Source organism: Winogradskyella sp. J14-2, assembly GCF_001971725.1.
Classification (GTDB): Bacteria; Bacteroidota; Bacteroidia; order Flavobacteriales; family Flavobacteriaceae; genus Winogradskyella.
On sequence record NZ_CP019388.1, the window covers coordinates 825,491 to 851,514 of the forward strand.

Sequence of the window (26,024 nt, forward strand, 5' to 3'; positions counted from 1 at the left end):
GAGCTAAATGGCATACTCCATCAGTCTATTATAATGAGGTAAACATTGTTCTAAAAGCGTATTTAGGTGTGCTGGAAAAGCTTCTGTTTTTGGTTTATATTCTTGAAATCCACTCGATTTATGAATGTTATGATACCAATATTTTGCCCAAATACCATCTTCTTCTCTTTTCTGAGGTTTCCAGGATAGCATTGATTTTTTAAATGGGATGTCTGCAAATTCGCATAACTTGCTTAATGTATCTTCAGGATTTTTAAGCACTTGTTTAGAATTTATAACCTTAAAAGGAATGCTTTGACTTTCAAAATAATTTAAAAGGTCAATATGAAGTTGATAACCTACATCATCAATTGTGAAATTATGAATCACTTTATCAAATGATGGCAGCATGTCTAAAGGATCTCTTGTTAAAATAATATTGATGGTATCTTTCATAAATGAACGCTCTAAATCTAAAAGATGATGCGTCATTTGCTTGAAAAACAATACTGGTTTTTCAGTATTACGTAGCATCACTTCTACTACCTTTTCACCATTAGATTCCATTGTTTTTATAATATCTTCAGCACCTGGATGATAACCTTTTGCATATGGATGGTGCCTGAGATAATAGGCATAAAGTGGTTCATCAAACACTTTTGTGTCTGTACGTTGTGCAAAAGCGTACATTAATGCAGTGGATATATTTCTTGGTCCAGACCATAAACATATACGTTTAATATTATCCATTAGCTACTGTTTTTTCGATTAACTGCTCATACAAATGGCTTAATTCTCTAGTCATTTTTCCAAATTTACCCTCTCCTATTTGTCGTCCATCAATTTTTGTAACAGGTGTTAAACCTCCAAAGGTTCCTGTAACAAAAGCTTCGTCTGCTCCGTAGACATCAAACAAAGAAAAGTCTTTTTCAAAACAGGATATATCGTTGGCATTACATAGCTCTATAACCTTAGCTCTGGTAATTCCATTCATACAATATTTATTTGTAGATGTCCACACCTCGCCATTTTTAATTATAAAAAAATTAGTAGCATTACAAGTCGCTACAAATCCGTTTATATCTAGCATTAAAGCTTCATCTGCTCCAGCTTCAATCGCTTGAATAAGCGCCTGAACTTCATGAAGCTTACTATGGCAATTTAACCTTGGGTCTAGATAATCTGGTGAACCTCTTCTTATGGTACTCGTAAACAATGTAATCCCTTTTTCTTTAGATGCTTTTGAAGCAATTTTATACTCTGGAATAATCACCACATTTGGTCCAGAAATGGTTAGTCTTGGATCTTGAGATGGTGTTTTTTTAATGCCACGCGTTACCATAATCCTAACGTGTACGTCATCCTTCATACCATTAGCATTAAGTGTGTCCCATACTTTTTGGGTTAACTCTTTTTTAGTAAATGGCAGTGCCATACCAACCGTTTTAGCAGATTGCCATAACCTATTGAAATGGTCTTTGATAAACACTAGAACTCCATTGTGTAACCGCAAAGCTTCCCATACACCATCTCCAACCAAATAGCCGCTGTCAAAAACTGAAATCTTTGCTTCATTTCTTGGGAAAAGCTGATTATTTACAGAAATGAGAATATGGTCATTTCTAGAATCTTCTTGAGCATTGTGTGTACCGTGAACCATAATTTTAAGTTTATAGAAGAAAGATACTTAAAATTATAAATTCTATTAACAAGAAAACCTTATTTGAGTTTGGTCTGCGTGCCAGATAATAAACTGGCTATGACCTTAGTACTAGGAAACTGTTCGAGAATAATCTTAATAAAAACTGTGATAGGAATAGCCATAATAAGACCTGGTATTCCCCAAAGGAATCCCCAAAACATTAACATAACTAAAACTGCTATAATATTAATTGAAAACGATTTACCCATAAAAATCGGTTCTAAAATTGCGCCAAACACTACTTGGACAAGAGCAATAGATAGTATAAAGAAGAATAAAGTGCTCGTAGGGTCTAACTCTACAAATGCAAAAATTGAAAGTAAAATTACCGAAATGAAAGAGCCTACCATTTGTACAAAGTTAATAGCAAAAGCAAATAATCCCCAAAATATAGGGAAACTAACATCAAAGAATACACACATTAAACCCGTAAATAAACCCGTTAATGCACTGACCAAAAACTTCACCTTTATAAATTTTATAAGGTCTTTTTCTATTTTCATAAATGCCTTGATAGAGGTATGTTTTTGTTTTAAGATTGTATTGTTTAATAAATTATGGACATTTATAGATTCGCCTAACCACAAGACAACAAAAAACGCGGTCATTAATAGGGTTGTTAAAAACGTTCTCAAAAAACCAAATGTTGATCCCAAATTTTCTTTTTCAAAAAATTGCGCTAAAAAGTTTTTATCTTGTTCAAACTCAATACCAAAACTATTGGATAGATATACCTTTAAATCTGCCAGTTTCTCCTCTGCTTTAGGAAAAAAATCTGATTTTGTTGCTAAAATTTCTTTACTAGAAAGCTGAATAAGTTCTATACCTAAGTAAACACAGGCAGATACCAAAAGTAAGACTACTATAATGCTTAAAAACTTTGGAACCTTTTTTCGTCCTAGTTGTCGCATCAGTGGTAAGAATAGCAATGCTATAAACATTGAAAAAATCAACGGAATAAATATAAAGGAAAGCACTTTAAGTAAATAAAATACTAAAGGAATAACTATAATTAGCAACAAGATGTTTGTTGTACGTCTTTGGTCTAACATGAGGCAACTTTCTTCTTTAGTGTCAAAACCACAAAGATAGGTTAAAAAGAAGGGTCACTAATTATAAAATGATGTTAAAAAGGTACACCGTCATCCTCTGGTTCATCAAAAGCATCAGAAGCTGAAGGGAAACTATCTGGTTTAAAGGTGTCGTCGTTAGCTGCCGCATTCAGTTTAGACTGAAACTCAAAAGGCGTATCAAAATCATCTAAATTATCAAACTTACCAAGATGCCCAATAAACTTCAATCTAATGTTGTCTAAACCACCATTTCTATGTTTAGCTACTATAAACTCACCTTGACCTTCAGTTGGTGAGCGCTCTTCATCATCCCATTCATCAATCTTGTAATATTCTGGCCTGTATATAAATGAAACAATATCAGCATCCTGCTCAATAGCACCAGACTCACGTAGATCTGATAAGAGCGGACGTTTGCTACCTCCACGCGTTTCTACAGCACGAGAAAGCTGCGATAAAGCAATAACAGGCACATTAAGTTCTTTTGCTAAGGCTTTTAGGTTACGGGAAATCATGGAGATTTCTTGTTCTCTGTTACCGCCTTTTTGGCTTCCACCAGCAGTCATTAGCTGTAAATAATCTATCATGATTACTTTAATATCGTATTGAGATGCTAGTCTGCGTGCTTTGGCTCTTAAATCAAAAATTGAAAGCGAAGGTGTATCATCTATAAACAAGGGAGCTTTTTCTAAGGTTTTTACCTTTACATTAAGCTGTTCCCACTCGTGTTTTTCAAGTTTACCTGTTCTTAATTTTTCTGAAGATAACCCTGTTTCACTAGAAATTAAACGCGTAATTAATTGTACTGAAGACATTTCTAAAGAAAAGAACGCTACGGCTTTGTTGAAATCTACGGCAATATTTCTGGCCATTGTGAGCGTAAGTGCTGTTTTACCCATACCAGGACGTGCTGCTACAATAATTAGGTCACTTGGTTGCCAACCCGAGGTTAATTTATCTAACTTATCAAAACCTGTTGGTATACCGCTTAAACCTTCCTTATTAGAGATTTCTTCAATTTTCTTTTTGGCTTGAATTACTAGACTTTGAGCTGTTTCTGTAGATTTTTTTACGTTACCTTGTGTAACTTCGTAAAGTTTAGCTTCGGCATTATCTAAAAGATCAAAAACATCTTTTGTTTCATCATAAGCATCTTCTATTATTTCATTAGAAATTTTAATTAGACTGCGTTGTATGTATTTTTGAAGAATAATTCGTGCATGAAACTCTATATGCGCAGACGATGATACGCGCTGTGTTAATGAAATAAGATAAAAATCGCCACCAACCAAATCTAACTTTTCATCTTTCTTTAATTGCGAAGAAACGGTTAATAAGTCTATAGGTTCGCTGTTTTCAAATAATTTGAAAATTGCTTCGAAGATATATTTATGGGCATCTTTATAGAATGCTTCTGGGCTTAAAATATCAATAACCTCGTCTACTCCTTTTTTATCTATCATCATTGCCCCAAGCACAACTTCTTCTAAATCAATAGCTTGAGGTGGTATCTTACCTTTTTCTAAGCTAATGATAGTGCTTTTATCGACTTTATAACCTTGTATTTGGTTGGGTTGTTTCATAAGTAGCAAAAGTAGTTAAATAGTGTCTATGAACTGCATTGTACATTGTTTCCATTCTTAACAGGTCTTCAACAATGCAACTGTTAATAACTTAAAAATATTGTTAATAGCGAAAAAAAAACCGAAGTCTCAACTTCGGCTTTTTTTAAGTTGCTTATGCTTGTTGGATTTAGTCCTTATAGACACCCATTTGATCATATTTATCCATACGATTTTTAACTAATTCTTTTGGTGATAAGTTTTTTAGCGCTTCATAAGATTTTACTATCGCGTCTCTTACAGCTAAAAATGTTTTTTCTCTATCTGTGTGAGCACCACCAAGCGGTTCTTTAATGATTTGGTCTACAAGTTTCATGCGTTTCATATCCTTAGCAGTCAACTTTAGGGCCTCTGCTGCCTGCTCTTTATACTCCCAGCTTCGCCATAAGATGGAAGAGCACGATTCTGGGGAAATAACAGAATACCAAGTATTTTCTAACATTAGTACCTTATCTCCTACTCCAATTCCTAAAGCACCACCAGAGGCTCCCTCGCCTATTATAATTGTAATAATTGGTACTTTTAAGCGAGACATTTCTAATATGTTTCTTGCAATAGCTTCGCCTTGGCCTCTTTCTTCTGCTTCTAGGCCTGGGTAAGCTCCAGGTGTATCTATTAAGGTTACCACAGGAATTCCAAATTTTTCTGCAGATTTCATAAGTCGAAGTGCCTTACGGTATCCCTCTGGGTTAGACATTCCAAAGTTTCTATATTGTCTGGTCTTGGTGTTATAACCTTTTTGCTGACCTATAAACATATAGGTTTGATCACCAATTTTACCTAAACCACCAATCATGGCTTTGTCGTCTTTGACATTACGATCCCCATGTAATTCTAAAAAGGAATCGCCACAAAGCGCCCTGATGTGGTCTAAAGTATAAGGTCTATTTGGGTGGCGCGATAACTGAACGCGCTGCCAAGCAGTTAAGTTTTTATAAATTTCTTTTTTTGTTTCTGCCAGCTTTTTTTCTATCTGTTTGCAGGTTTCGGTAACGTCTACATCACTTTCCTTACCAATAATTTGGCATTTATCGAGCTGCTCTTCTAGCTCTTTTATAGGTAATTCAAACTCTAAATATTCCATACAATCTGAAATTAGGTTTTAGTTAGTTTAGTTTACAAACCTACGTATTCTTATTCACTTTTTATAAAAAAATTAATACTTAGTAGGCTCTTCTTTGTCTTGGTTATAAAATATTATAAAATAAATATATAAAATTCAATTGTTAAGAGATATCTTTTTTTGCCTTTGCGCTTTGCTATTTTTTAATAGAGCATCTAGGAGCACCATGGATATTATTAAAGCAGCACCTAAATAAAACTGAGTTGACATTTTTTCGGTTTCTGGAAAAAGAAACAATGCTAAAATGATACCGTAAATGGGCTCTAAATTATAGGTTAAGATAACCGTAAATGGGCTTATATAACGCATAACCTCTACTGCGCCTACAAATGCATATGCTGTACACACTGATGCAAGAATGCATATAAAAACCCAATCTGATTGGGAGAGTGTAAAGAATTTTTCGTCAAAGTAAATACCTGAAAAATGTATAAATATGCTTAAAAAAACAACACCGCTTAGAAACTCATAAAATGAAATAACTGTGGCGTTGTAGTGCTCAATAAACCGTCCGTTAATAACAGCAAAAAGTGTTGAAAAGAGGGCAGAAAGTATGCCCAATATTATACCGTTGATATATTTTAGTTCGCTACTGGTAATTAAAAAAACACCAACAATTACGACTAAGCCAAAACCAATCTCATAGAGTAAAATACGTCTTTTAAAAAAAATTGGTTCTATAAAGGAAGCAAAGAACGCTCCCGAAGAAAACATAGCCAACGCAATAGAAACATTGGACTGTTTTATGGATTCGAAAAAAGTAATCCAATGCAGTGCGATTATGACTCCCGCTACAGAAAACTTAATGATTGCTTTTTTGCTCACTTTAATATTTAGCTTTATAAGTTTTATATAAATAAACATTAAAACAGCTGCAATAGTCATTCTGTACCAGACAATTGCTGTTGCACCCAGAGCTATTTCTTTACCAAGAATTGCTGTAAAACCAGCAATAAAAACCAGAAAATGTAAGTGAAGGTAGTCTTTAAGTCTAGCGTTTGGCATTCTGTAGAAGGTATATAGCTAAAATACCAAATATAAGGTTTGGAAACCAAACGGCTATTACTGGCGAAAAATTTGATTGTTCTGCCATAACGCCAAAAATTTTATCAAAAAATACATAAATCATAGCGATGGCTATACCAAACGCTAAATTAACGCCCATACCACCTCTTCGTTTTACCGAAGAAACTGCTACTGCTATTATCGTTAATATATATATAGATACTGGTAAACTCCATTTTTTTAATTTTACCACTTCGTACCTACCTATATTTTGAGAGCCTCTTTTTTTCTCGGCTTTTATAAATTTGAGTAGTTCTCCATAAGATTTTGTTTCCGCTGCATACTCAACGGGTGTTAAATCCTCAATCTCAAATGGAAAAATTGTGTCTTTTCTCCGTTCTTTTTCAATGGTTTCTATACCATTTTCAAAAGTCCGTTTTACGTAAGATGTTAATCTATAACTACTGTCCTTTTCCATGTATCTAATATAATCAGCAAAGATTTTATACTTTAGCTCATTTCCTTCAAAATGCTCATAAGTAAAATTACTTCCTGATTTACTCTTAGGTATAAAGTTACTTACATATATATAATCGTTATCATTGATCTGTTGATAAACATCTCTTGTCTTTTGTATGTTTTTATTTTTCTTTAGATAATTATATTTGAACTCGTTGAATCCTTGACTAGCTATTGGAGCTAAATACATGCCTAACACTAAAGCAAGTGCAGATACAATTGTTGCACCCACTAAGTAAGGTCTTAGAAATCTTGTGAACGATACACCAGAACTTAAAAAAGCTACTATTTCTGTATTGTTGGCTAGCTTGGAAGTAAACCAGATAACAGATAAAAATAAAAATAAAGGAAATAATAAATTAGCAAAGTAAACCGTGAAATCTACATAGTACGCTGTAACTTCTGCAAAAGGAGCTTCATTTTCTATTATTTTTCCTACTTTTTCAGCTAAATCTACAGTAATACCGATGGGTATAAAAAGTAGTAACATCATTAAAAATGTGAATAAATAGCGTTTTAGTATGTACCAATCTAAGATTTTCACGGACTACAATCTTTTATCCATTTGTTTAACCATTTTTTCTTTCCATACCTTAAAATCACCTGCAATAATGTGCTTCCTTGCTTCTCTAACCAACCACAAATAAAATCCTAAGTTATGAATTGTAGCGATTTGTTTTCCCAATAATTCGTTAACAGAAAACAGATGTTTAAGGTATGCCTTGCTATACTCAGTGTCTACATAGGTGATACCCATTTCGTCTAATGGAGAAAAATCATCTACCCATTTTTTATTTTTAATATTTATGGTGCCGTGCGCTGTAAATAGCATGCCATTTCTAGCATTTCGAGTTGGCATTACACAGTCAAACATGTCTACACCTAACGCAATATTCTCTAATATATTGATTGGCGTACCTACACCCATTAAATACCTTGGTTTATCTTCTGGTAAGATATCGCACACTACTTCGGTCATAGCATACATTTCCTCAGCCGGTTCGCCAACAGATAAACCACCTATGGCATTTCCTTGTGCACTTGCATTGGCAATGTACTCGGCGGATTGCATTCTTAAATCCTTGTAAGTACTACCTTGCACTATTGGAAAAAAAGTTTGCTCATATCCATATTTAAATGGTAGTTTACTTAAATGTGTTATGCATCGCTCTAGCCAACGATGCGTCATATGCATCGATCGTTTAGCGTAGTTATAATCACATGGGTAAGGTGTACACTCGTCAAAAGCCATAATTATGTCTGCACCTATAGTGCGTTGGATTTCCATGACATTCTCGGGTGTAAATACATGATAGCTACCATCTATGTGCGATTTAAATTTTACGCCCTCCTCTTTAATTTTTCTATTTGCAGATAAAGAATATACTTGGTAACCACCAGAGTCGGTTAAAATGTTTCTATCCCAATTCATAAACTTATGAAGTCCTCCTACTTGCTCTAATATTGGTGTCTGTGGTCTAAGATACAAGTGGTACGTGTTACCTAGAATAATATCTGGATTAATATCATTTTTCAGTTCTCTTTGATGTACCCCTTTCACTGTACCCACAGTACCAACCGGCATAAATATGGGAGTTTCAATTGTACCATGATCAGTAGTAATAACACCTGCTCTTGCTTTTGTTTCCTTGTCTTTTGCTAAATGATTAAATTTCATAAAAGTGGGTCTGGTGGCAAATATAATTAACTATAACACATTGGCATCTTAATTAAATTCAAAAATTGTTAGCAATTCATTAAAATCGTTAATAAGTGAGGGTATACGTCTTTTGAAAACGATTTATAAAAAAGTTATTTTTGCAGCAATAATTTAAGCTCAATAATATGCCTAATATTCAACAATTAGAAGATTTAACCACTCAAGTTCGTAGAGATATTCTACGCATGGTACACAAAGTGAATTCTGGTCATCCTGGCGGATCTCTGGGATGTGCAGAATTTTTTGTAAGCCTTTTCAACGAAATAATGGAAACCAAAGATGGCTTTGATATGGATGGTATTGGAGAAGATATATTTTTCTTATCCAATGGCCATATTTCGCCTGTATATTACAGTGTACTTGCTAGAGCAGGCTATTTTCCTGTTGAAGAATTAAATACGTTTAGATTAATAAACTCTAGATTACAAGGACACCCAACCACTCACGAAGGTTTACCTGGTGTAAGAATCGCTTCTGGCTCTCTTGGTCAAGGTATGTCTGTAGCTATAGGTGCTGCTGAAACCAAAAAATTAAATAACGATAATCATCTAATCTATAGTCTTCATGGAGATGGTGAGTTACAAGAAGGACAAAACTGGGAAGCCATAATGTATGCTGCTGGTAATAAAGTAGACAACCTTATTGCTACCATTGATCTTAATGGACAACAAATTGATGGCTCTACAGACAACGTTTTACCTATGGGAAACATTAAGGCTAAATTTGAAGCTTTTGGTTGGGATGTTGTAGACATTGAAGAAGGAAATACTATTGAAGCCATTTTAGAAGGTATGGCTCGCGCAAAATCCCTTACAGGAAAAGGAAAACCTGTTTGTGTTCTATTAAAGACAGTTATGGGTAATGGTGTAGATTTTATGATGCACACACACGCATGGCACGGAAAAGCACCAAACGATGAGCAACTAGCGACCGGCTTAGCTCAAAATACTGAAACTTTAGGAGATTATTAATCAGCAATCAAAACAAAAAATGAAAACATACACAAACACAGGAAATAAAGATACACGCTCAGGTTTTGGGGCTGGATTAACAGAGTTAGGGCAAATCAACGAAAATGTTGTAGCGCTTTGTGCTGACTTAACAGGATCTCTTAAAATGGATGAATTTAAAGAAAATCACCCTGAACGTTTTTTTCAAGTTGGTATTGCAGAAGCTAATATGATTGGTATTGCTGCTGGTATGACTATAGGTGGAAAAATCCCATTTACAGGGACCTTTGCCAACTTTTCTACTGGCAGGGTTTACGACCAAATTCGCCAAAGTGTTGCCTACTCTGGCAAAAACGTAAAAATTTGTGCTTCGCATGCTGGTGTTACACTTGGTGAAGATGGTGCAACGCACCAGATTCTAGAGGACATTGGCTTAATGAAAATGTTGCCAGGCATGACGGTAATTAACACTTGTGATTACAACCAAACAAAAGCTGCAACTTTAGCTATAGCAAAACATGATGGTCCTGTATATTTACGATTTGGCCGTCCTAAAGTTCCGAATTTTACACCAGAAAATGGTGCATTTGAAATCGGAAAAGCAGTAAAGCTAACCGAAGGTAATGACGTTACTATTGTAGCTACAGGGCATTTAGTATGGGAGGCATTAGAAGCTGCAAAAGCACTAAATGAAAATGGTATTGCAGCAGAAGTTATAAATATACATACCATTAAACCATTAGATGACAAAGCAATTATAGAATCCGTAGCCAAAACAGGCTGCATTGTTACTGCAGAAGAGCATAATTATTTAGGTGGCCTTGGCGAAAGTGTGGCTAGAGTATTAGCAAAACACAGCCCAACACCTCAAGAATTTGTTGCTACCAACGATACTTTTGGTGAATCTGGCACGCCAGCCCAACTTATGGATAAGTATGGCCTAAATAGTTTTGCCATAATTGAAGCCGTAAAAAAAGTCGTTAACAGAAAATAACTTCGTTTTGGCAACGTTTTTGATATTAGATACCTAATCTTAAAAACGAACATTATGAAAAATTTGAAAAAAGTAGTTTTATTAGCTGTAATTCTAGCCTTTGTAGGATTAAATGCTTATGCCCAAAAAGGAAGCTCCTTTGGGTTTAAAGGTGGACTAAACTATGGTGCTAATGGTGATTATTTCCAGTCTATAGGCGACAATGCCAGAAACCCTGATGAAAATATAGGTTATCATCTTGGTATTTTTGGTAAAATAGGAGACCGTTTATATTTTAGACCAGAACTTGTATATACAGCAACAAAAAGTAGTTATGATGATGATGATTTTCAGATAAAAAAAATTGATGCACCACTTCTTGTTGGACTTAAGGTTTTAGGACCAGTTAGCGTCTTTGCAGGTCCATCTGTGCAATACATATTAGATACAGAATTTGAAGGTATTGATATAAATGATGTAAGCGATGATCTAAGTATTGGATTAAATTTTGGTATTGGAGTTAATTTTAATAAAATTGGTATTGATCTAAGGTACGAGAGAGGTTTTAGCGATAATGAAGCGTCTTTTATAACAGATAACTTAGGTAACGTAACTATAGACACAAGACCAGAGCAGTTAATTCTAAGCTTATCTGTTGCTTTATAAATAATAAATATGCAGTAAAAAACAAAAGCCGCTAATTAGCGGCTTTTTATAATAAGAATGTTAAAATTAACCTTCTTCTTCATTGTAATTTTCAGCAATATCTTCTTGCAGATAATCTGGCGTTCCATTACTATCAGAATCTACAACCTTCACTGTATTGATAGTTAAAATACCGTTTGATGTAGATCGGCTTATCTCATACTCGCCAGGTCCTAGAACTGGCTCTTCTTCATTCATATTTGTGTCAACCGTATAGCTAGTTGGCATTAATTCATCTCTTGTATTAACACCATCATTATCATCATCTACATCTACATAATTAGGCGCTAAATCTTCATCAGTGTCATCATCTAAAACATCTAAATTTGCATCCAAATCCTCAATATAAGACGGTATGCCATCGCCATCATGGTCTATTTCTTCATATTGTAACAGTTCAAACTTAAAAACAAGGTTAGAGTAAGCCGCTACACTTCCTGAGGCTGTATTAGAAAAATAAGCCAATCCCGATGGTAAAAACATCATACCCAAACCAAAATTGTTATAGTTTGTAATCCCATCAGAGCCGATTGCAAAACTTTCGGCTGTGTTAAACATTGGTATTGTTAACTGCCAACCTCTAATGACTCCACCAGAAAAGCCTACACCTTGCATCGGTAAATCTTCTGGAGTGGCTCTAGAGTCAAACACTTCGCCATCTTCTAAAGTAAAACCTTCATAACGCATTCTAACAAAGTCTGTAAATCTTGGAGAATCTCCGGCTCCTTGATTAAGTTTTAATACATAATATTGGTAATCCGTTTCTTCAAAAGTGGTTGTATGTGTCTCTACGGCATTAATAAGTAAAGTATGGCCTGCCGGAACTACTTCTCCTTCAACAAGCTCTGTAACAACGATATCTGTATATTTATGGTTTGTTCCGGTTAGAAAAAAATCTGAATTATAATAGTGCGTAGATAGGTATCCTAGTAGCGAATCATTATCTGCTATTTGTTGTTCTCCTCTATCTCTAACCTCTACGTCTGGCACAGCGACATCATCGTCTTCACAAGAAATAGTGAGCGTTAGTACAACGGCTAAACTAAGGATAAGTTTTATTGATTTCATAGTCTAATTGTTATTTTTGGTAAGATTAACCACAAATCTTATCAAGTGTTCATTATTGCTTAAATATGTGGTGCAAGATACATTAAATTAATATTTTTATGCCAAAAGCTTAACGTAGATTTTAGTTAAAAAATATATGAGAGTAGATAAATTTCTTTGGTGTGTACGCTATTACAAAACGAGAAGTATAGCAACTCATGCCTGTAAAAAAGGCCAAATAAAAATAAACGGTACTGTGGCAAAACCCTCTAGAGAGGTATACCCAACAGATAAAATTGAGTTACGGAAAGATCAAATTGTGTATCAGCTCACGGTTAACGATTTACCACCAAACCGTGTTGGGGCAAAACTTGTAGATATATACAGAACAGATACCACACCAAAAGATGCTTTTGCTGCAAAAGAGCTTCTAAAATATAGTAAGGATTATTACCGCAAAAAAGGAACAGGAAGGCCAACCAAAAAAGATAGACGAGATATAGATAATTTTTATGAGGATGGAGAAGAATAAGTTTAATAAAGCATATTGGGAACTCAGATACGAAAAAAATAAAACCGGGTGGAATATTGGATACGCGTCACCACCGCTAGAGAATTTTATAAAACAATTAAGAGATACATCTATTTCTATACTAATTCCTGGTGCTGGCAATAGCTTTGAAGCAGAATTGCTTTGGAACGAAGGATTTACTAATACATTTGTTTTAGACATTGCAAAACAACCATTAGAAAATTTTAAAAAAAGAGTTAAGAATTTTCCTTATGAACAAGTTTTACATCAAGATTTTTTTGAACTTAACAGAACATTTGACCTTATAATTGAACAAACCTTCTTCTGCGCCTTAAATCCAGATTTAAGAAAACGTTATGTTGAGAAGATGGCTCAACTATTAAAACCTAATGGCAAGCTAGTTGGATTGTTTTTCGATTTTCCTTTAACAGAAGCTGGACCTCCATTTGGCGGAAGTATTAATGAGTACAAGTCTATTTTTAATAAGCACTTTAAAATTAACACATTACAGCGTGCAACAAATTCTATAAAAGAAAGGCAAGGTAAAGAACTCTTTTTTATATTTGAAGTCTAAAACGAATGTTAAATATAAATTAGACCGCTAGCACCAATACATGGCACTCACCAAAAACACAATTTTAAGCCATAAAGAAATTGAGCATAAAATAAGACGCATTGCCTACCAGATATACGAAAGTAATGTTAATGAGTCTGAAATTGTTATAGCTGGTATAGAAAGTAATGGCTTCATATTGGCAAAGAAAATTAAATCGCAACTTGATAAGATTTCTGATATTAACGCTACGCTTTGTAAAGTTACCATTGACAAAGAACAACCAACCAATACTATTAAGACCTCTATAAAGAGCGAGCACTACACTAACAAGTCTATAGTCTTAATTGATGATGTCTTAAACTCTGGTAGTACCTTAATTTATGGTATTAAACATTTTTTAGACGTACCATTAAAACAGTTTAAAACAGCCGTTTTGGTGAACAGAAACCATAAAAAATATCCTGTAAAAGCAGATTTTAAAGGTATTTCTTTGTCTACATCTCTTTTTGAACATGTGCATGTAAATCTTTCTAAGCAACCTTACGAAGCGTACCTAGATTAAAGACGTTAAAATCTCTTCTACAATGGCTTTCTTAGATTTATTATCCGCCAGTATAATGTAAGGAGCTTGGTTATAATATTGGGTGCGCTCAAAAAGATGTTTACCTATAAATTCTGTAAGCTCTTCTTTGGTTTTTAAATGACTAATTAAAGGTCTATTTTCTTTTTCGTTAAACAAGCGCTCTACCAGCATAGGCAATGTTAGTTTTAAATAAAACAACTTAACCATTGAACTATCTAGAAGTACATCTAAATTATTACCATAACAAGGTGTACCACCTCCTAATGCCAAAACAATGTTTTCTTGTGAATGTAATATATCATTTAAATACAAGGCTTCCTTTTTTCTAAAATATATTTCGCCTTTGTGCTTAAACACATCTTGGATTGAAGAATTTTCCTTTTCAGAAATATGGTGATCTAAGTCTAAAAAATTGTAACCCAATACAGTAGCTAAATTCTTACCCGCCGTGGATTTACCAGAACCCATATAACCCATTAAAACAACTATCATAAGGCTTAAAATATTAAAAATTAGGCATCAAACTTTAACAAAACAAAAAAACAAAAATTTAAATAAAAAAAGTATTGTTTTATTAATTAAACATTTTATATTTGCACCCTCATTTAAGAGAAAATCTTAAAGACCGGGTAGCTCAGTTGGTAGAGCATCTCCCTTTTAAGGAGAGGGTCCTGGGTTCGAGCCCCAGCCCGGTCACAACAGTTAAGCTAATGCTTAACTTTTTTTTTATCTTTATTTTTTGCGCACGTGGCGGAATTGGTAGACGCGCTGGCTTGAGGGGCCAGTGACCGTTTTAGGTCGTGGAAGTTCGAGTCTTCTCGTGCGCACAACTCTTCTAGATATTTTCTAATTACTCATTGTTTTTTTTACGGCCTAAGTTGTTAACAACATTTTTTTACTTAATTTTTGTTAATTCTAATTAATCTATCAGTTAAAACATTATTTTTGTTTAAACATTTTTAATAAAAAATGAACAATATTAAAAATCAATTTAGTATTAAAGATTTAGAAAATCTTACTGGTATTAAAGCGCATACGATTAGAATTTGGGAGAAGCGCTACAATTTGTTGCAACCAAAACGTACAGATACCAATATAAGATACTACGATCTCGCCAACTTTCAGAAATTACTAAATGTAAGTTATTTAAATAATAATGGCTATAAAATTTCTAAGATTGCCACCTTAGAAGAAAGTAAAATACCTGCTTTAGTTAGAGAAATTGCAGCCGAGAATAATATAGAAAGTCACGCTATTAATGCTTTTAAGCTATCTATGTTAAATTTTGACCAAGCGTTATTCTATAAAACTTATAATTCACTTTTAAACGAAAAAGACTTTGAAAATATCTTTTATGATATTTTCATCCCGCTATTAACAGAGATAGGTTTATTATGGCAAACAGATACTATTACGCCTTCTCATGAGCATTTTTTAACCTCACTAATACGCCAAAAAATACTTATAAATACAGAGAAAATACAGTCTAAGCAAGTCAATAAATCTAACAAAACTTTCGTACTATATCTTCCAGAAAACGAAATCCACGAATTGGGTCTATTTTTTATAAATCATCAACTCGTTAGTAAAGGATACCAATCCATTATGTTAGGTATGAGTGTTCCGTTACAAAGCCTAATGGATTTAAAGAATTATTATGATGAGCTTATCTACGTATCTTACTTTACTGTAAAACCCGAAAAGGACGAAATCCGTAAATATATTGATGATTTTAACCAACTATTAATTAAAAACTCTAACACAAAATTATGGATTCTAGGCAAGATGCTAAACTCCTTAGATTTAGATAAATTACCTAAGGGTGTAACTGCATTCAAAAGCATAAAATCTCTAACCAGCAGTCTTAAATAATGCGTAAAACAATATCAATAATAGGCTCGGGCTTTTCATCCCTTTCTGCATCTTGCTACTTAGCAAAAGCAGGTTACAACGTTTCCATTTATGAAAAAAACGATACCGTAGGCGGCAGAGCAAGACAACTCATTAAAGATGGCTTTACCTTTGATATCGGCCCAAGTTGGTATTGGATGCCAGATATTTTTGAAAAATTTTTTAATGATTTTGGTAAAAAAACAAGTGATTACTACAAGCTTGATAAATTAAGTCCTGCATACAAAATTTTCTTTTCAGACGAGGTGATTACTATTGGTGACCACATGGATCAGATTTGTGAAGAGTTTGAACGTATTGAAACGGGCAGCTCAAAACCACTTCGTAAATTTATAGCACAAGCCCAAGACCACTACGACATAGCAATAAATAAAGTTGTATTAAAACCAGGCATTTCACCATTTGAATTGGTAACAAAAGAAACGGTAACCAGAGTAGATCGTTTCTTTAAAACCATAAGTTCAGAGGTTAGAAAAAACTTTAAAAACCCAAAGCTCATTTCTACATTAGAATTTCCTGTTTTATTTTTAGGAGCAAAACCAAGCCAGACACCATCGTTTTATAGTTTTATGAATTTTGCAGATTTTGGTTTGGGCACCTGGCATCCAAAGGGTGGTATGTATGAAATTATTAAAGCAATGAAAAGTCTCGCAGAAAGTCTGGGTGTAAACATTATTACCAACAGTAATGTTGAAAAGATAAATGTTGAAAACCAAAAAGCTAAAGGTATAACCGTTAACGGTAAATTTATAGCATCAGATATTATACTCAGCGGTGCAGATTATCATCATTCTGAGACTTTATTAGACAAAAACTATCGGCAATATTCTCAAAGCTATTGGAGCAAGCGCACTTTTGCACCTTCTTCACTACTTTTTTACGTAGGCTTTAATAAAAAGCTAAAAGATGTAGAGCATCACAATTTATTTTTTGATACCGACTTCGAAAACCACGCCGAAGATATATATGATGACCCTAAATGGCCCGAAAATCCATTATTTTATGTTAACTTTCCTTCAGTAACAGATAAGAGTATGGCACCAGAAGGATGCGAAACAGGATTCTTTCTAATACCAATAGCACCAGGTTTAGAAGACACACCAGAGTTGAGACAACAATATTTTGATCTAATTATAGATCGTTTTGAAAACCTAACGCAACAAAATGTAAAAGACAACATTCTCTTTAAAGAATCATTCTGTGTTAATGACTTTATAAGCGAATATAACTCATACAAAGGCAACGCCTATGGTATGGCAAACACTTTACGACAAACTGCGTTTTTAAGACCTAAATTAAAAAGTAAAAAAGTAGATGGGCTCTATTTTACAGGACAATTAACAGTACCAGGTCCTGGTGTACCACCTGCTTTAATATCAGGAAAGTTAGTTTCTCAACTAATACAAAAAAATGAAATTTAATTGCTAAGAAAAGACATTATTATGAAATCAATTTTTGACAATATTTCTAAAGAGTGTAGCAAACTAGTTACCAATGCTTACAGTACGTCATTTTCTATGGCGACCAAAATGTTATCCGACAGCATCAGACAAGATATATATAACATATATGGTTTTGTTCGCTTTGCTGATGAAATCGTAGACACCTTTCATGATTATGATAAAGAAAAACTCTTTAACAATTTTGAAGCTAATTTAGAGGCTGCTTTAAAAGATAAAATAAGTTTAAACCCTATCCTTAATTCTTTTCAAGAAACGTATCATAAATATAATATCGACAAGCATTTGGTTGAAGCGTTTATGAAAAGTATGCGACTGGATCTGCACAAAAAAGACTACCTCACAGAAGAAGAATATAAATCTTACATATATGGTTCTGCTGATGTCGTAGGCTTAATGTGCTTAAAGGTTTTTGTAAAAGGAGATACTGAAAAATATGAAGACCTCAAAGATGCTGCAATGAGCTTGGGCTCTGCATTTCAAAAAGTAAATTTCTTAAGAGATTTAAAGGCAGATTTTGAAGATTTAAGTCGTACTTATTTTCCAAATACAGATTTAAATCAATTAGACGAAGCATCCAAAAAATCTATAATTTTAGATATTGAAGAAGATTTCTCTAAAGGTCTTCAAGGTATTAAACGCTTACCTCTAGAGGCTCGTTTTGGTGTGTTTATGGCTTACCGTTATTATAATAAGTTATTACAAAAACTTAAAAACACACCTGCTTTAGAGATAAAATCAACAAGAATACGTGTGCCAAACTATAAAAAGATTGAGTTGTTAACCCGTAGTTACGTAAAATATCATTTAAATTTATTATAATTTTAAACTATAAATTATGCAGACCGTTTATTGGATTTTAGTTTTCTTAGGAACTTTTTTTATAATGGAGTTTAATGCTTGGTTTACCCACAAATATATAATGCATGGGTTTTTGTGGAGTTTACACAAAGATCATCATCATAAAGACCATGATAGTTGGTTTGAGCGCAACGATGCTTTCTTTATTTTTTATGCAGTAGTGAGTATGATATGTTTCTATCTGTGGAATTATGAAGGCATCTGGTATACTCTACCTATTGGCTTGGGAATATTGTTTTACGGCATTGCATATTTTGTAGTACACGATATTTTTATTCATCAACGTTTTAAATGGCTTAGAAATATCGATAACAAATATGCGAGAGGAGTTAGACGTGCGCACAAGATTCATCATAAACACTTAGGTAAAAATGACGGTGAAAATTTTGGAATGCTCATTGTCCCGTTTAAATACTTTAAATAAATTATTCCGCTAGTAATTGCTCTAGTTGAACACGAACGCTATCACTGTTCCAATTTACAGCACCAGTTTCGTCTATGACGATTTCCCCTTTTTTGTTGATAACAAAGGTACGTGGTATAGATTTTGTCTTAAGCTCTATTGGGATGTTATTAATTGAATTGTAAACCTTAAAAGTGTACTTGTTTTTAGCCATAAAGCCCTTAACAAGGTCGAGCTCATCGTTGGTAACAAACAAAAACTTTACTTTAGTATTGTAATCGTTATACAACGCCTGAAGGCTTGGCATCTCGGCAACACATGGCGGGCACCAAGTTGCCCAAAAGTTAATGAGAACTACTTGGCCTTTTGTAGATTTAAAATCGAGGATTGTATTATTATCAGATTGTAATTTCCATTTATCATAGGTCACTTTAACTCTTTGGTCATTATCTATAATCGTTGATTGATTAATATAACTTAACCCTTTGTGTAACCAAACTTGAATAGGCCGTCTTGTTTGCGGAATTATCAGTAGCAAGATTACTATTATAAAGATAATATTGCTTTTTTTAAAATGCTTTTTCATTATCATCAAAGTTAAGCTGAAGTACTGAAAATTCTAATTTGTCGGCGGTTAAAATCAATAACATCTGCTTCTTTAAGTTCGTTCATTAAAATATTTAATGTCGGACGAGAAACACCTATTAAAGATGCGATATCTTTTTGAGTATACGGATGGTTAATAATATGGTCTCCGGTTTTTTCGCAATCATACCCATAATCTGTGCATAGTTCATTGAGGAATTCTAATAGTCTTGTTTTTGAATCTTTAAACAATAATAGCTGAAGTCTTCGTTCTAGCTTTTTAAATTTAAAGCCTATAAACTTATAAATCTTTAAGCTGAACGTTTTATTGTCTCGCATTAACGCGTGCATAGTATCAACGGCAACAGGACAGATAGATGTATTATTATCTAAAGATTGTGCAAACTCATCTCGCTTTTCTTCGCCTAATATAGCTTTTTCACCAAATAACTCGCCTTTCTTTAAAATAGCTTTAATAACTTCCGTGCCATCCTCGTTGTAATACCCAATCTTAACTTTACCTTTTTCTATAAGGTAGACTTTATTTGCTGCATCTTCTTCAAAATAGATATAGTCACTTTTCTTATAGGCATCAAAATCATGGCATGCCTTATATTTCTTAAACTTATGAGGACAGAGTAAATTAAATAAATTTACATCTTCAAGAATCCAAACGGTGTTCATGACTAAAGAAAGATTTAATTGAGTTAACGTTAAAGTCGTATAACATTGTAATACCTTTCGTTAATAAACTAAAAAAACTCTCAGACTATTGACTGAGAGTTTTTTTATTCCTTAAACTTAATGTTATTAAGCGTTTTGTTTTTTAATTAAATTAAGTGCAGATCCTTCCTTGTACCATAGAATTTGGGCATCATTATAAGTATGGTTTAATGCAATAACATCTTTAGAACCATCTGCATGTACAACCTCAACGTGCAATTGCTTGTCTGGCGCAAACTCGTTTAAGTCTAAGAAGTTAAATGTATCATCTTCTTGTATTAAATCATAATCCGCTTCATTAGCAAACGTAAGACCTAACATACCTTGTTTCTTAAGATTTGTTTCGTGTATACGTGCAAAAGACTTTACAATTACAGCAGCTACACCTAAATGTCTGGGCTGCATAGCAGCGTGCTCTCTAGAAGATCCTTCACCATAGTTGTGGTCACCGACAACAACGGACCAAATACCGTTTTTCTTGTATTCTCGCTGTGTATCTGGTACGCCACCATACTCACCTGTTAATTGGTTTTTAACAAAGTTGGTTTTTTGGTTGAAAGCATTTACAGCACCTATTAAAGTATTATTTGCAATGTTATCTAAGTGGCCTCTAAAACGTAACCAAGGGCCTGCCATAGAGATGTGGTCTGTCGTACATTTACCAAATGCTTTTATTAACAATTTTGCGCCTGTTATAGAATTACCAATGGGCTTAAAAGGTGTTAACAACTGTAATCTTTCAGAATCATCCTTAACAGTGACTTCTACACCGGTTCCATCTGCAAGCGGTTCTAAATATCCATTTTCTTTCACATCAAAACCTTTGGGTGGCAACTCCCATCCTGTTGGTTCATCTAACATCACTTCTTCACCATTTTCATTTATTAAGGTATCTGTCATTGGGTTAAAGTCTAATCTACCTGCAATTGCGATAGCTGCCGTAATTTCTGGCGAAGCCACAAAGGCATGGGTATTTGGGTTACCGTCTGCACGTTTTGCAAAGTTTCTATTAAATGAATGTACAATACTATTTTTGGGTGCATTCTTAGGATCGCTGTATCTTGCCCACTGCCCAATACAAGGGCCGCAAGCATTTGTAAAGATCTTTGCGTCTAATTTTTCAAAAACTTGAAGTATCCCATCGCGCTCCGCAGTATAACGGACCTGTTCGGAACCTGGGTTGATACCAAATTCAGCTTTTGTTTTTAATCCTTTATCTAAGGCTTGCTGTGCTATAGATGATGCTCTAGATAAATCTTCGTAAGACGAGTTTGTACAAGAACCTATCAATCCCCATTCTACTTGCATTGGCCATTCGTTAGCTTTCGCTTTCTCTGTCATTTCCTTACCAACAGTTGTTGACAAATCTGGTGTAAATGGTCCGTTTAATAATGGGCCTAGCTCAGAGAGGTTAATATCTATAACCTGGTCAAAGTATTGCTCCGGATTTGCATATACCTCAGCGTCTGCAGTTAGATATTCTTTAATCTTGTTGGCTTCGTCAGCAACATCTGCTCTATCTGTGGCACGTAAGTAACGCTCCATAGAATCATCGTATCCAAAAGTAGATGTTGTTGCACCTATCTCGGCACCCATGTTACAAATCGTTCCTTTACCAGTACAAGACATAGATAATGCACCTGGACCAAAATATTCAACGATAGCACCAGTACCTCCTTTAACTGTTAAAATCTCGGCAACTTTTAAAATAACATCTTTGGGTGCAGTCCATCCAGATAATTTTCCTGTTAATCTTACACCTATTAATTTTGGAAATTTAAGTTCCCAGGCCATGCCAGCCATAACATCTACTGCATCTGCACCACCAACACCGATTGCCACCATACCAAGTCCGCCTGCGTTAACTGTGTGCGAGTCTGTACCAATCATCATACCTCCCGGAAACGCATAGTTCTCCAATACGACTTGATGTATGATACCTGCGCCTGGTTTCCAGAAACCAATGCCATACTTATTAGACACTGACTCTAAGAAATTAAAAACTTCGCTACTGGTGTCATTTGCATGTTTTAAATCTGTCGCTGCACCGTCTTTAGCTTGTATTAAATGATCGCAATGTACCGTTGTAGGAACTGCTACTTTAGGTTTACCTGCTTGCATAAACTGAAGCAGTGCCATTTGAGCAGTTGCATCTTGACAAGCTACTCTATCTGGTGCAAAATCTACATAATCCTTACCTCTTGTAAAGGCTTTGGTAGGTTTACCATCCCAAAGGTGAGCGTACAATATTTTTTCTGAAAGTGTTAATGGTTTTCCAACAATATCTCTAGCCGCATCTACGCGCTCGGTCATGTTAGCATAAACCTTTTTTATCATATCAATGTCAAATGCCATAAAGTATATTTAAAGGTTGATAATTATTTTATTTTTTAAGTGTCACAAATTTACAAAATAGTAGCGATGTTTTAAAATATGTAAAGAAATCATTAAAACACTGAAAATAAATCATAAAAAGTTATTTTTTATACATTATATTCTAATAATTAACATCTTAAATGACATTTAAGTAAAAAATTAACAATTAGACTTATTTAGAATAATTCTGAATTTAAGATTTAGACTAATTAATCCCTCGTTCAAAAAGTATAATTTATATTTATTGAAACGGTTTAATGAGATTTGATTAACCTAAGGTAAAGTACTTAAAGACTGGTATTGCATTTTAAACAAGATAACAATCATGGTAATAAAACATGTTATAATATAACATTTCTCTTAAATTACCATTAACTAGTTTTTATTTAAACGCGTTGCTAAAAAAGACTTTCAATAATCTTTTCATCAGAGATACCTTCTGCTTCTGCCTTGTAGTTTTTTATTATTCTGTGTCTAAGAATACCCGTAGCTACTGCCTGTATATCCTCTATATCGGGCGAAAATTTACCTCTTGTAGCCGCGTGTGTTTTGGCTGCGAGGATTAAGTTTTGTGAAGCACGAGGGCCTGCACCCCAATCTACATATTCTTTAACAATTTTGGCAGCTGATTCTTCATTTGGTCTTGTTTTAGCTACCAACGAAACAGCATATTCAATAACATTATCAGCAACAGGGATACGACGTATTACATTTTGAAACGTTATTATATCTTGTGCAGAAAATAATGCGTTTACTGAAGTTTGAATATCTGTGGTAGTTGCTTTTACAACCTCGACCTCTTCTTTGAAAGATGGATATTGCAATTGTATCGCAAACATAAAGCGGTCTAACTGAGCCTCTGGCAGAGGGTAGGTTCCTTCTTGCTCTATTGGGTTTTGGGTTGCTAATACAAAATAAGGCAAGCTCAATTTGTATTGATGCCCAGCTACAGTAACTGCGCGCTCTTGCATAGCCTCCAAAAGTGCTGCTTGTGTTTTGGGTGGTGTTCTGTTAATCTCATCAGCAAGGATAATGTTTGCGAAAATGGGTCCTTTTATAAATTTAAAATGACGATCTTCATCTAAAATTTCACTTCCTAAAATGTCGCTTGGCATTAAGTCTGGTGTAAACTGAATCCGCTTAAAATCTAAACCCAGTGCTTGCGCTATTGTATTTACCATTAAGGTTTTTGCAAGACCTGGAACACCTATTAAAAGTGAATGACCACCTGAAAATATAGAAATAAGTATTTGATCTACAACCGCTTCTTGTCCTATAATAACTTTAGCAACTTCTTGCTTAAGTGCATTGTATTTTTTTACGAAATTCTCGATAGCAATAACATCAGACATAGACTATTGTATTTTTAACCAATTACTTTGATATTGACAATCTCTATATTCTCCGTTGATCTTTATGTAGGTTTGTTCAATTACTTCTTTTTGCCATTTTTCTATGGCCTTTACTTGTTTATCTTGAAGTGCTAGTTCTTTAATTTTTAAATAATCTCTGGCGTAGTCTGCTTCGTGATCATTGACCCTATCCGTCACCGTCATAATCTTAAATTTAATGTTGTTAATGCGGTCCTCGTCTTGTATAACCTCACTAACCTCTCCATCCTTTAGCCCTTGTATTTGGGTATACATTTCGGTATCCATTTTGGTTAACTCAAAATTAAAGTCTTGGGTAGTTGGATTGGTTAAACGACCGCCTTCGTATTTTGTCTCTTCTTCGTCACTAAATTCTCTAGCTGCGTCGGCGAATGATACCTTACCGCTTACTATGAGCTCTCTTACCTTTTCAATTTTTTCTTGGGCTTTTTGAATTGTTTCTGGTGTTAACTCGGGTCTTAGAAGAATATGCCTTACCATATATTCTTGTCCTCTTACCTTTTCTAGGTAGATGATATGGTACCCAAAGTCTGTTTCAAATGGTTCAGAAATTTCACCCTCTTGAAGATTAAATGCCACATCTCTGAATTCCTTAACCATTCTGGGCTGTTTTCTGTTCATGGCAGGCAATAAACCACCATTATTTTTAGAGCCAGAATCTTCTGAATAAAACAACGCCTTTGTTGCAAATTTTGCTCCGTTTTCCTCTACATCTTTTTTAAATCCATTAAGGCGATCGATAACGGCTTGTTTTGCTTCTTCCGTAACTTCTGGTACTACAACAATTTGAGCCACCTTTAGCTCAGTACCAAAGGTAGGTCTTTCATCTTTAGGAATGTCATTAAAAAACGTTCTAACTTCCTCTGGCGTCACTTCTACCTCGTTGATAACCTTTTTTCGCATTTCTTGTTCGAGATAACCATTTTTGTTAATCTCATACATCTCGTCTCGTAAGGCCTGTTCTGAATCTTTTTTGTAATACTTTATTAGCCAATCCATATCTTGCCTAGACTGTGCTAAAATCCCTTCGATTTGCTGGTCTACGAGAGATTTAATATATAATTCGTTAACAATAATACTATCTTGAATAGCTTGGTGCGCGTATAACTTTTTCTCTAAAAGAAGTCCAAAAAGCTCGCAACGGGTTACACCGCTTAAGTCTGCACCTTGTGCTTCTAATTGGGCAATTTCTCTATCTAGATCAGACTCTAGCACAATAAAATCGCCCACAACGGCAGCAACACCATCAGCTTTTATTCTACTAGTGTTAACAACGGTGTCTTTTGTTTTTTCTGTAACAACTTCATCTAGTATAATCTCTTGAGCACCAATTGCACTGACATAGAAAAAACAGTAAAGGCTTATGACTTTAGTTATAAATTTGAAATTTATTATTCTTAATTGCATCTTTTGTAATATCTTTTTCTAGTTGCTTAATAAGTTCTAATTTACGCTTATTAATTACAATTTGTTTTATGGATTTGTTTACATACTCTAATGGTGCATAGTCATTCTGCTTGCGTATGTCATTAACATGCATCAAATATAGGTTTATTGAATCTTTGAGCTGTAAGAAATTAGATTTTTTTAACAGTTGGTCTTTACTTTCTTGTGTTACTACAGGAACTTTATCTACAACCTGACTAAATTTAACCCAAATAGAATCGTTAAGAGAATACGATTTAAACTGTATAGATATGGAATCTAAGTAGCGTCTATCTTTTGGTTTGTAGCGTTTAAACCTATTTTTTATAGTATCGAAATCTATTGGATTAAGCGGCAAGCTTATGTATCTTAACTGTAGCAAATCATCGTTTAGTTTAAAGGATTCTTTGTTGGCCTGATAAAACACTTCTGCTTCATCAGGATTAACTACTGTATCAATATTTTTTTTTACTAGAGCTTCTAAATAAGCTTTAGTATACAAATCGCTTTTATACTGCTCTACTAATTTTAAAAACTCTTCTTGTTTTTCTTCTGATAAGTTGAGTAACGCACCATCCATGAGAAGTAACTGACGTGCCCAACGATTGATGTAGCTATTAACTATTACCAAGCTGTCTTCTTTACTTGTTCCAATAGGCACCAAACTTTCTATATCTTCTTTGTATAAATAGGTCTCATTTACTCTTGCAATGGGTTCTCGGCTATCTGACTTTTTAAAAAAATCACAGCTAAAACAAGCCAAGCAAATGGTTAGTGTAAGACAGAACTTTTTCAAGAAA

General features: G+C 34.2%; 26 protein-coding genes and 2 tRNA genes. 12 read left to right on the forward strand and 16 right to left on the reverse strand.

Annotation, left to right across the window (positions count from 1 at the left end):
- Positions 1–3: 3 nt before the first annotated feature.
- From BWZ20_RS03905 to tgt, 8 genes are all read right to left on the reverse strand, one after another.
- The gene (locus BWZ20_RS03905; RefSeq protein ID WP_076616595.1) at positions 4–729 is read right to left on the reverse strand and encodes a sulfotransferase family protein; all 726 of its coding nucleotides are present in this window, start codon (positions 727–729) and stop codon (positions 4–6) included.
- A complete protein-coding gene (locus BWZ20_RS03910; RefSeq protein ID WP_076616597.1) occupies positions 722–1,639 on the reverse strand; it encodes an aminotransferase class IV in 918 nt (305 codons plus the stop codon). Before BWZ20_RS03910 ends, BWZ20_RS03905 begins: the two co-directional genes overlap by 8 nt.
- A 59-nt stretch (positions 1,640–1,698) precedes the next feature.
- Positions 1,699–2,733 (reverse strand): AI-2E family transporter, encoded by a 1,035-nt coding sequence (locus BWZ20_RS03915; protein WP_076616600.1) that lies wholly within the window; start codon positions 2,731–2,733, stop codon positions 1,699–1,701.
- Positions 2,734–2,807: 74 nt separating this feature from the next.
- Entirely contained in the window at positions 2,808–4,337 is a 1,530-nt protein-coding gene (gene dnaB, locus BWZ20_RS03920) for a replicative DNA helicase (RefSeq protein ID WP_076616603.1), read from the reverse strand.
- Between the two features lie 169 nt (positions 4,338–4,506).
- A complete protein-coding gene (locus BWZ20_RS03925) occupies positions 4,507–5,460 on the reverse strand; it encodes an acetyl-CoA carboxylase carboxyltransferase subunit alpha (RefSeq protein ID WP_076616606.1) in 954 nt (317 codons plus the stop codon).
- 135 nt (positions 5,461–5,595) lie between these two features.
- Positions 5,596–6,504, reverse strand: a complete 909-nt coding sequence (locus tag BWZ20_RS03930) for a DMT family transporter (RefSeq protein WP_076616609.1) — start codon at positions 6,502–6,504, stop codon at positions 5,596–5,598.
- Positions 6,491–7,513, reverse strand: coding sequence for an LptF/LptG family permease (locus BWZ20_RS03935; protein WP_232217154.1), 1,023 nt, complete (start codon positions 7,511–7,513; stop codon positions 6,491–6,493). The genes BWZ20_RS03930 and BWZ20_RS03935 overlap by 14 nt, the downstream gene beginning before the upstream one ends.
- Positions 7,514–7,570: 57 nt before the next feature.
- A complete protein-coding gene (tgt, locus tag BWZ20_RS03940) occupies positions 7,571–8,701 on the reverse strand; it encodes a tRNA guanosine(34) transglycosylase Tgt (protein ID WP_076616614.1) in 1,131 nt (376 codons plus the stop codon).
- A 167-nt stretch (positions 8,702–8,868) separates the two neighbouring features.
- On the opposite strand from tgt, the gene BWZ20_RS03945 reads away from it, so the two are divergent.
- The 3 genes from BWZ20_RS03945 to BWZ20_RS03955 are packed head-to-tail and all read left to right on the forward strand — an operon-like array spanning position 8,869 to position 11,332.
- Entirely contained in the window at positions 8,869–9,714 is an 846-nt protein-coding gene (locus BWZ20_RS03945) for a transketolase (protein ID WP_076616617.1), read from the forward strand.
- A gap of 19 nt (positions 9,715–9,733) precedes the next feature.
- A complete protein-coding gene (locus BWZ20_RS03950) occupies positions 9,734–10,687 on the forward strand; it encodes a transketolase family protein (protein ID WP_076616620.1) in 954 nt (317 codons plus the stop codon).
- A gap of 54 nt (positions 10,688–10,741) precedes the next feature.
- Complete coding sequence (locus BWZ20_RS03955) at positions 10,742–11,332, forward strand: outer membrane beta-barrel protein (protein WP_076616623.1); 591 nt, start codon at positions 10,742–10,744, stop codon at positions 11,330–11,332.
- Between the two features lie 66 nt (positions 11,333–11,398).
- On the opposite strand, the gene BWZ20_RS03960 is transcribed toward BWZ20_RS03955, so the two are convergent.
- The gene (locus tag BWZ20_RS03960) at positions 11,399–12,439 is read right to left on the reverse strand and encodes an FKBP-type peptidyl-prolyl cis-trans isomerase (protein ID WP_076616625.1); all 1,041 of its coding nucleotides are present in this window, start codon (positions 12,437–12,439) and stop codon (positions 11,399–11,401) included.
- A gap of 136 nt (positions 12,440–12,575) precedes the next feature.
- On the opposite strand from BWZ20_RS03960, the gene BWZ20_RS03965 reads away from it, so the two are divergent.
- Genes BWZ20_RS03965 through BWZ20_RS03975 form a run of 3 tightly spaced genes read left to right on the forward strand, consistent with a single transcriptional unit; the run spans position 12,576 to position 14,068 of the window.
- Complete coding sequence (locus BWZ20_RS03965) at positions 12,576–12,950, forward strand: RNA-binding S4 domain-containing protein (RefSeq protein ID WP_076616628.1); 375 nt, start codon at positions 12,576–12,578, stop codon at positions 12,948–12,950.
- A complete protein-coding gene (locus BWZ20_RS03970; RefSeq protein ID WP_232217139.1) occupies positions 12,937–13,524 on the forward strand; it encodes a methyltransferase domain-containing protein in 588 nt (195 codons plus the stop codon). The genes BWZ20_RS03965 and BWZ20_RS03970 overlap by 14 nt, the downstream gene beginning before the upstream one ends.
- A gap of 40 nt (positions 13,525–13,564) precedes the next feature.
- Positions 13,565–14,068, forward strand: a complete 504-nt coding sequence (locus BWZ20_RS03975; protein ID WP_076616634.1) for a phosphoribosyltransferase family protein — start codon at positions 13,565–13,567, stop codon at positions 14,066–14,068.
- On the opposite strand, the gene BWZ20_RS03980 is transcribed toward BWZ20_RS03975, so the two are convergent.
- A complete protein-coding gene (locus tag BWZ20_RS03980; protein WP_076616635.1) occupies positions 14,060–14,581 on the reverse strand; it encodes a shikimate kinase in 522 nt (173 codons plus the stop codon). The genes BWZ20_RS03975 and BWZ20_RS03980 overlap by 9 nt on opposite strands.
- A gap of 131 nt (positions 14,582–14,712) precedes the next feature.
- Between BWZ20_RS03980 and BWZ20_RS03985 the strand changes: the two genes are divergently transcribed.
- The 6 genes from BWZ20_RS03985 (at position 14,713) to BWZ20_RS04010 (ending at position 18,745) form a co-directional block, all read left to right on the forward strand.
- A tRNA-Lys gene (locus BWZ20_RS03985) sits at positions 14,713–14,785 on the forward strand.
- 45 nt (positions 14,786–14,830) lie between these two features.
- Positions 14,831–14,916: transfer RNA gene (locus BWZ20_RS03990), tRNA-Leu, on the forward strand.
- A gap of 142 nt (positions 14,917–15,058) precedes the next feature.
- Positions 15,059–15,961: a MerR family transcriptional regulator gene (locus tag BWZ20_RS03995; protein WP_076616638.1), complete on the forward strand. Its 903-nt coding sequence runs from the start codon at positions 15,059–15,061 to the stop codon at positions 15,959–15,961.
- A complete protein-coding gene (locus BWZ20_RS04000) occupies positions 15,961–17,421 on the forward strand; it encodes a phytoene desaturase family protein (protein ID WP_076616640.1) in 1,461 nt (486 codons plus the stop codon). Before BWZ20_RS03995 ends, BWZ20_RS04000 begins: the two co-directional genes overlap by 1 nt.
- A 21-nt stretch (positions 17,422–17,442) precedes the next feature.
- Positions 17,443–18,282 (forward strand): phytoene/squalene synthase family protein, encoded by an 840-nt coding sequence (locus tag BWZ20_RS04005; RefSeq protein WP_076616642.1) that lies wholly within the window; start codon positions 17,443–17,445, stop codon positions 18,280–18,282.
- A gap of 16 nt (positions 18,283–18,298) precedes the next feature.
- The gene (locus tag BWZ20_RS04010) at positions 18,299–18,745 is read left to right on the forward strand and encodes a sterol desaturase family protein (protein WP_076616646.1); all 447 of its coding nucleotides are present in this window, start codon (positions 18,299–18,301) and stop codon (positions 18,743–18,745) included.
- A 1-nt stretch (position 18,746) separates the two neighbouring features.
- Here the strand turns inward: BWZ20_RS04010 and BWZ20_RS04015 are convergent, their stop codons facing one another.
- The 6 genes from BWZ20_RS04015 to BWZ20_RS04040 all read right to left on the reverse strand — a co-directional run bounded on the left by BWZ20_RS04015 (position 18,747) and on the right by BWZ20_RS04040 (position 26,020).
- Positions 18,747–19,310, reverse strand: a complete 564-nt coding sequence (locus tag BWZ20_RS04015; protein WP_076616648.1) for a TlpA family protein disulfide reductase — start codon at positions 19,308–19,310, stop codon at positions 18,747–18,749.
- Positions 19,311–19,321: 11 nt separating this feature from the next.
- Positions 19,322–19,993 (reverse strand): Crp/Fnr family transcriptional regulator, encoded by a 672-nt coding sequence (locus tag BWZ20_RS04020; protein WP_076616651.1) that lies wholly within the window; start codon positions 19,991–19,993, stop codon positions 19,322–19,324.
- Between the two features lie 126 nt (positions 19,994–20,119).
- On the reverse strand, positions 20,120–22,387 hold the full coding sequence (locus BWZ20_RS04025) for an aconitate hydratase (protein ID WP_076616653.1): 2,268 nt from the start codon (positions 22,385–22,387) through the stop codon (positions 20,120–20,122).
- A gap of 419 nt (positions 22,388–22,806) precedes the next feature.
- Positions 22,807–23,760 (reverse strand): AAA family ATPase, encoded by a 954-nt coding sequence (locus BWZ20_RS04030; RefSeq protein ID WP_076616656.1) that lies wholly within the window; start codon positions 23,758–23,760, stop codon positions 22,807–22,809.
- Positions 23,761–23,763: 3 nt separating this feature from the next.
- Positions 23,764–25,206: a peptidylprolyl isomerase gene (locus tag BWZ20_RS04035; RefSeq protein ID WP_076616659.1), complete on the reverse strand. Its 1,443-nt coding sequence runs from the start codon at positions 25,204–25,206 to the stop codon at positions 23,764–23,766.
- Complete coding sequence (locus BWZ20_RS04040) at positions 25,169–26,020, reverse strand: peptidyl-prolyl cis-trans isomerase (RefSeq protein WP_317041691.1); 852 nt, start codon at positions 26,018–26,020, stop codon at positions 25,169–25,171. Before BWZ20_RS04040 ends, BWZ20_RS04035 begins: the two co-directional genes overlap by 38 nt.
- Positions 26,021–26,024: the final 4 nt, after the last annotated feature.

Coding starts and splice junctions, on each gene's coding strand:
- BWZ20_RS03930 (WP_076616609.1), bottom strand. CDS start 6,504: ATGCCAAACGCTAGACTTAAAGACTACCTTCACTTACATTTTCTGGTT.
- BWZ20_RS04025 (WP_076616653.1), bottom strand. CDS start 22,387: ATGGCATTTGACATTGATATGATAAAAAAGGTTTATGCTAACATGACC.
- BWZ20_RS04020 (WP_076616651.1), bottom strand. CDS start 19,993: ATGAACACCGTTTGGATTCTTGAAGATGTAAATTTATTTAATTTACTC.
- BWZ20_RS03975 (WP_076616634.1), top strand. CDS start 13,565: ATGGCACTCACCAAAAACACAATTTTAAGCCATAAAGAAATTGAGCAT.
- BWZ20_RS03965 (WP_076616628.1), top strand. CDS start 12,576: ATGAGAGTAGATAAATTTCTTTGGTGTGTACGCTATTACAAAACGAGA.
- BWZ20_RS04000 (WP_076616640.1), top strand. CDS start 15,961: ATGCGTAAAACAATATCAATAATAGGCTCGGGCTTTTCATCCCTTTCT.
- BWZ20_RS03915 (WP_076616600.1), bottom strand. CDS start 2,733: ATGTTAGACCAAAGACGTACAACAAACATCTTGTTGCTAATTATAGTT.
- BWZ20_RS03950 (WP_076616620.1), top strand. CDS start 9,734: ATGAAAACATACACAAACACAGGAAATAAAGATACACGCTCAGGTTTT.
- BWZ20_RS04035 (WP_076616659.1), bottom strand. CDS start 25,206: ATGCAATTAAGAATAATAAATTTCAAATTTATAACTAAAGTCATAAGC.
- BWZ20_RS04030 (WP_076616656.1), bottom strand. CDS start 23,760: ATGTCTGATGTTATTGCTATCGAGAATTTCGTAAAAAAATACAATGCA.
- BWZ20_RS03935 (WP_232217154.1), bottom strand. CDS start 7,513: ATGTTACTACTTTTTATACCCATCGGTATTACTGTAGATTTAGCTGAA.
- dnaB (WP_076616603.1), bottom strand. CDS start 4,337: ATGAAACAACCCAACCAAATACAAGGTTATAAAGTCGATAAAAGCACT.
- BWZ20_RS03910 (WP_076616597.1), bottom strand. CDS start 1,639: ATGGTTCACGGTACACACAATGCTCAAGAAGATTCTAGAAATGACCAT.
- BWZ20_RS03970 (WP_232217139.1), top strand. CDS start 12,937: ATGGAGAAGAATAAGTTTAATAAAGCATATTGGGAACTCAGATACGAA.
- BWZ20_RS03945 (WP_076616617.1), top strand. CDS start 8,869: ATGCCTAATATTCAACAATTAGAAGATTTAACCACTCAAGTTCGTAGA.
- BWZ20_RS04005 (WP_076616642.1), top strand. CDS start 17,443: ATGAAATCAATTTTTGACAATATTTCTAAAGAGTGTAGCAAACTAGTT.
- BWZ20_RS03905 (WP_076616595.1), bottom strand. CDS start 729: ATGGATAATATTAAACGTATATGTTTATGGTCTGGACCAAGAAATATA.
- BWZ20_RS03925 (WP_076616606.1), bottom strand. CDS start 5,460: ATGGAATATTTAGAGTTTGAATTACCTATAAAAGAGCTAGAAGAGCAG.
- BWZ20_RS03955 (WP_076616623.1), top strand. CDS start 10,742: ATGAAAAATTTGAAAAAAGTAGTTTTATTAGCTGTAATTCTAGCCTTT.
- BWZ20_RS04010 (WP_076616646.1), top strand. CDS start 18,299: ATGCAGACCGTTTATTGGATTTTAGTTTTCTTAGGAACTTTTTTTATA.
- BWZ20_RS03980 (WP_076616635.1), bottom strand. CDS start 14,581: ATGATAGTTGTTTTAATGGGTTATATGGGTTCTGGTAAATCCACGGCG.
- BWZ20_RS04015 (WP_076616648.1), bottom strand. CDS start 19,310: ATGAAAAAGCATTTTAAAAAAAGCAATATTATCTTTATAATAGTAATC.
- BWZ20_RS03960 (WP_076616625.1), bottom strand. CDS start 12,439: ATGAAATCAATAAAACTTATCCTTAGTTTAGCCGTTGTACTAACGCTC.
- tgt (WP_076616614.1), bottom strand. CDS start 8,701: ATGAAATTTAATCATTTAGCAAAAGACAAGGAAACAAAAGCAAGAGCA.
- BWZ20_RS03995 (WP_076616638.1), top strand. CDS start 15,059: ATGAACAATATTAAAAATCAATTTAGTATTAAAGATTTAGAAAATCTT.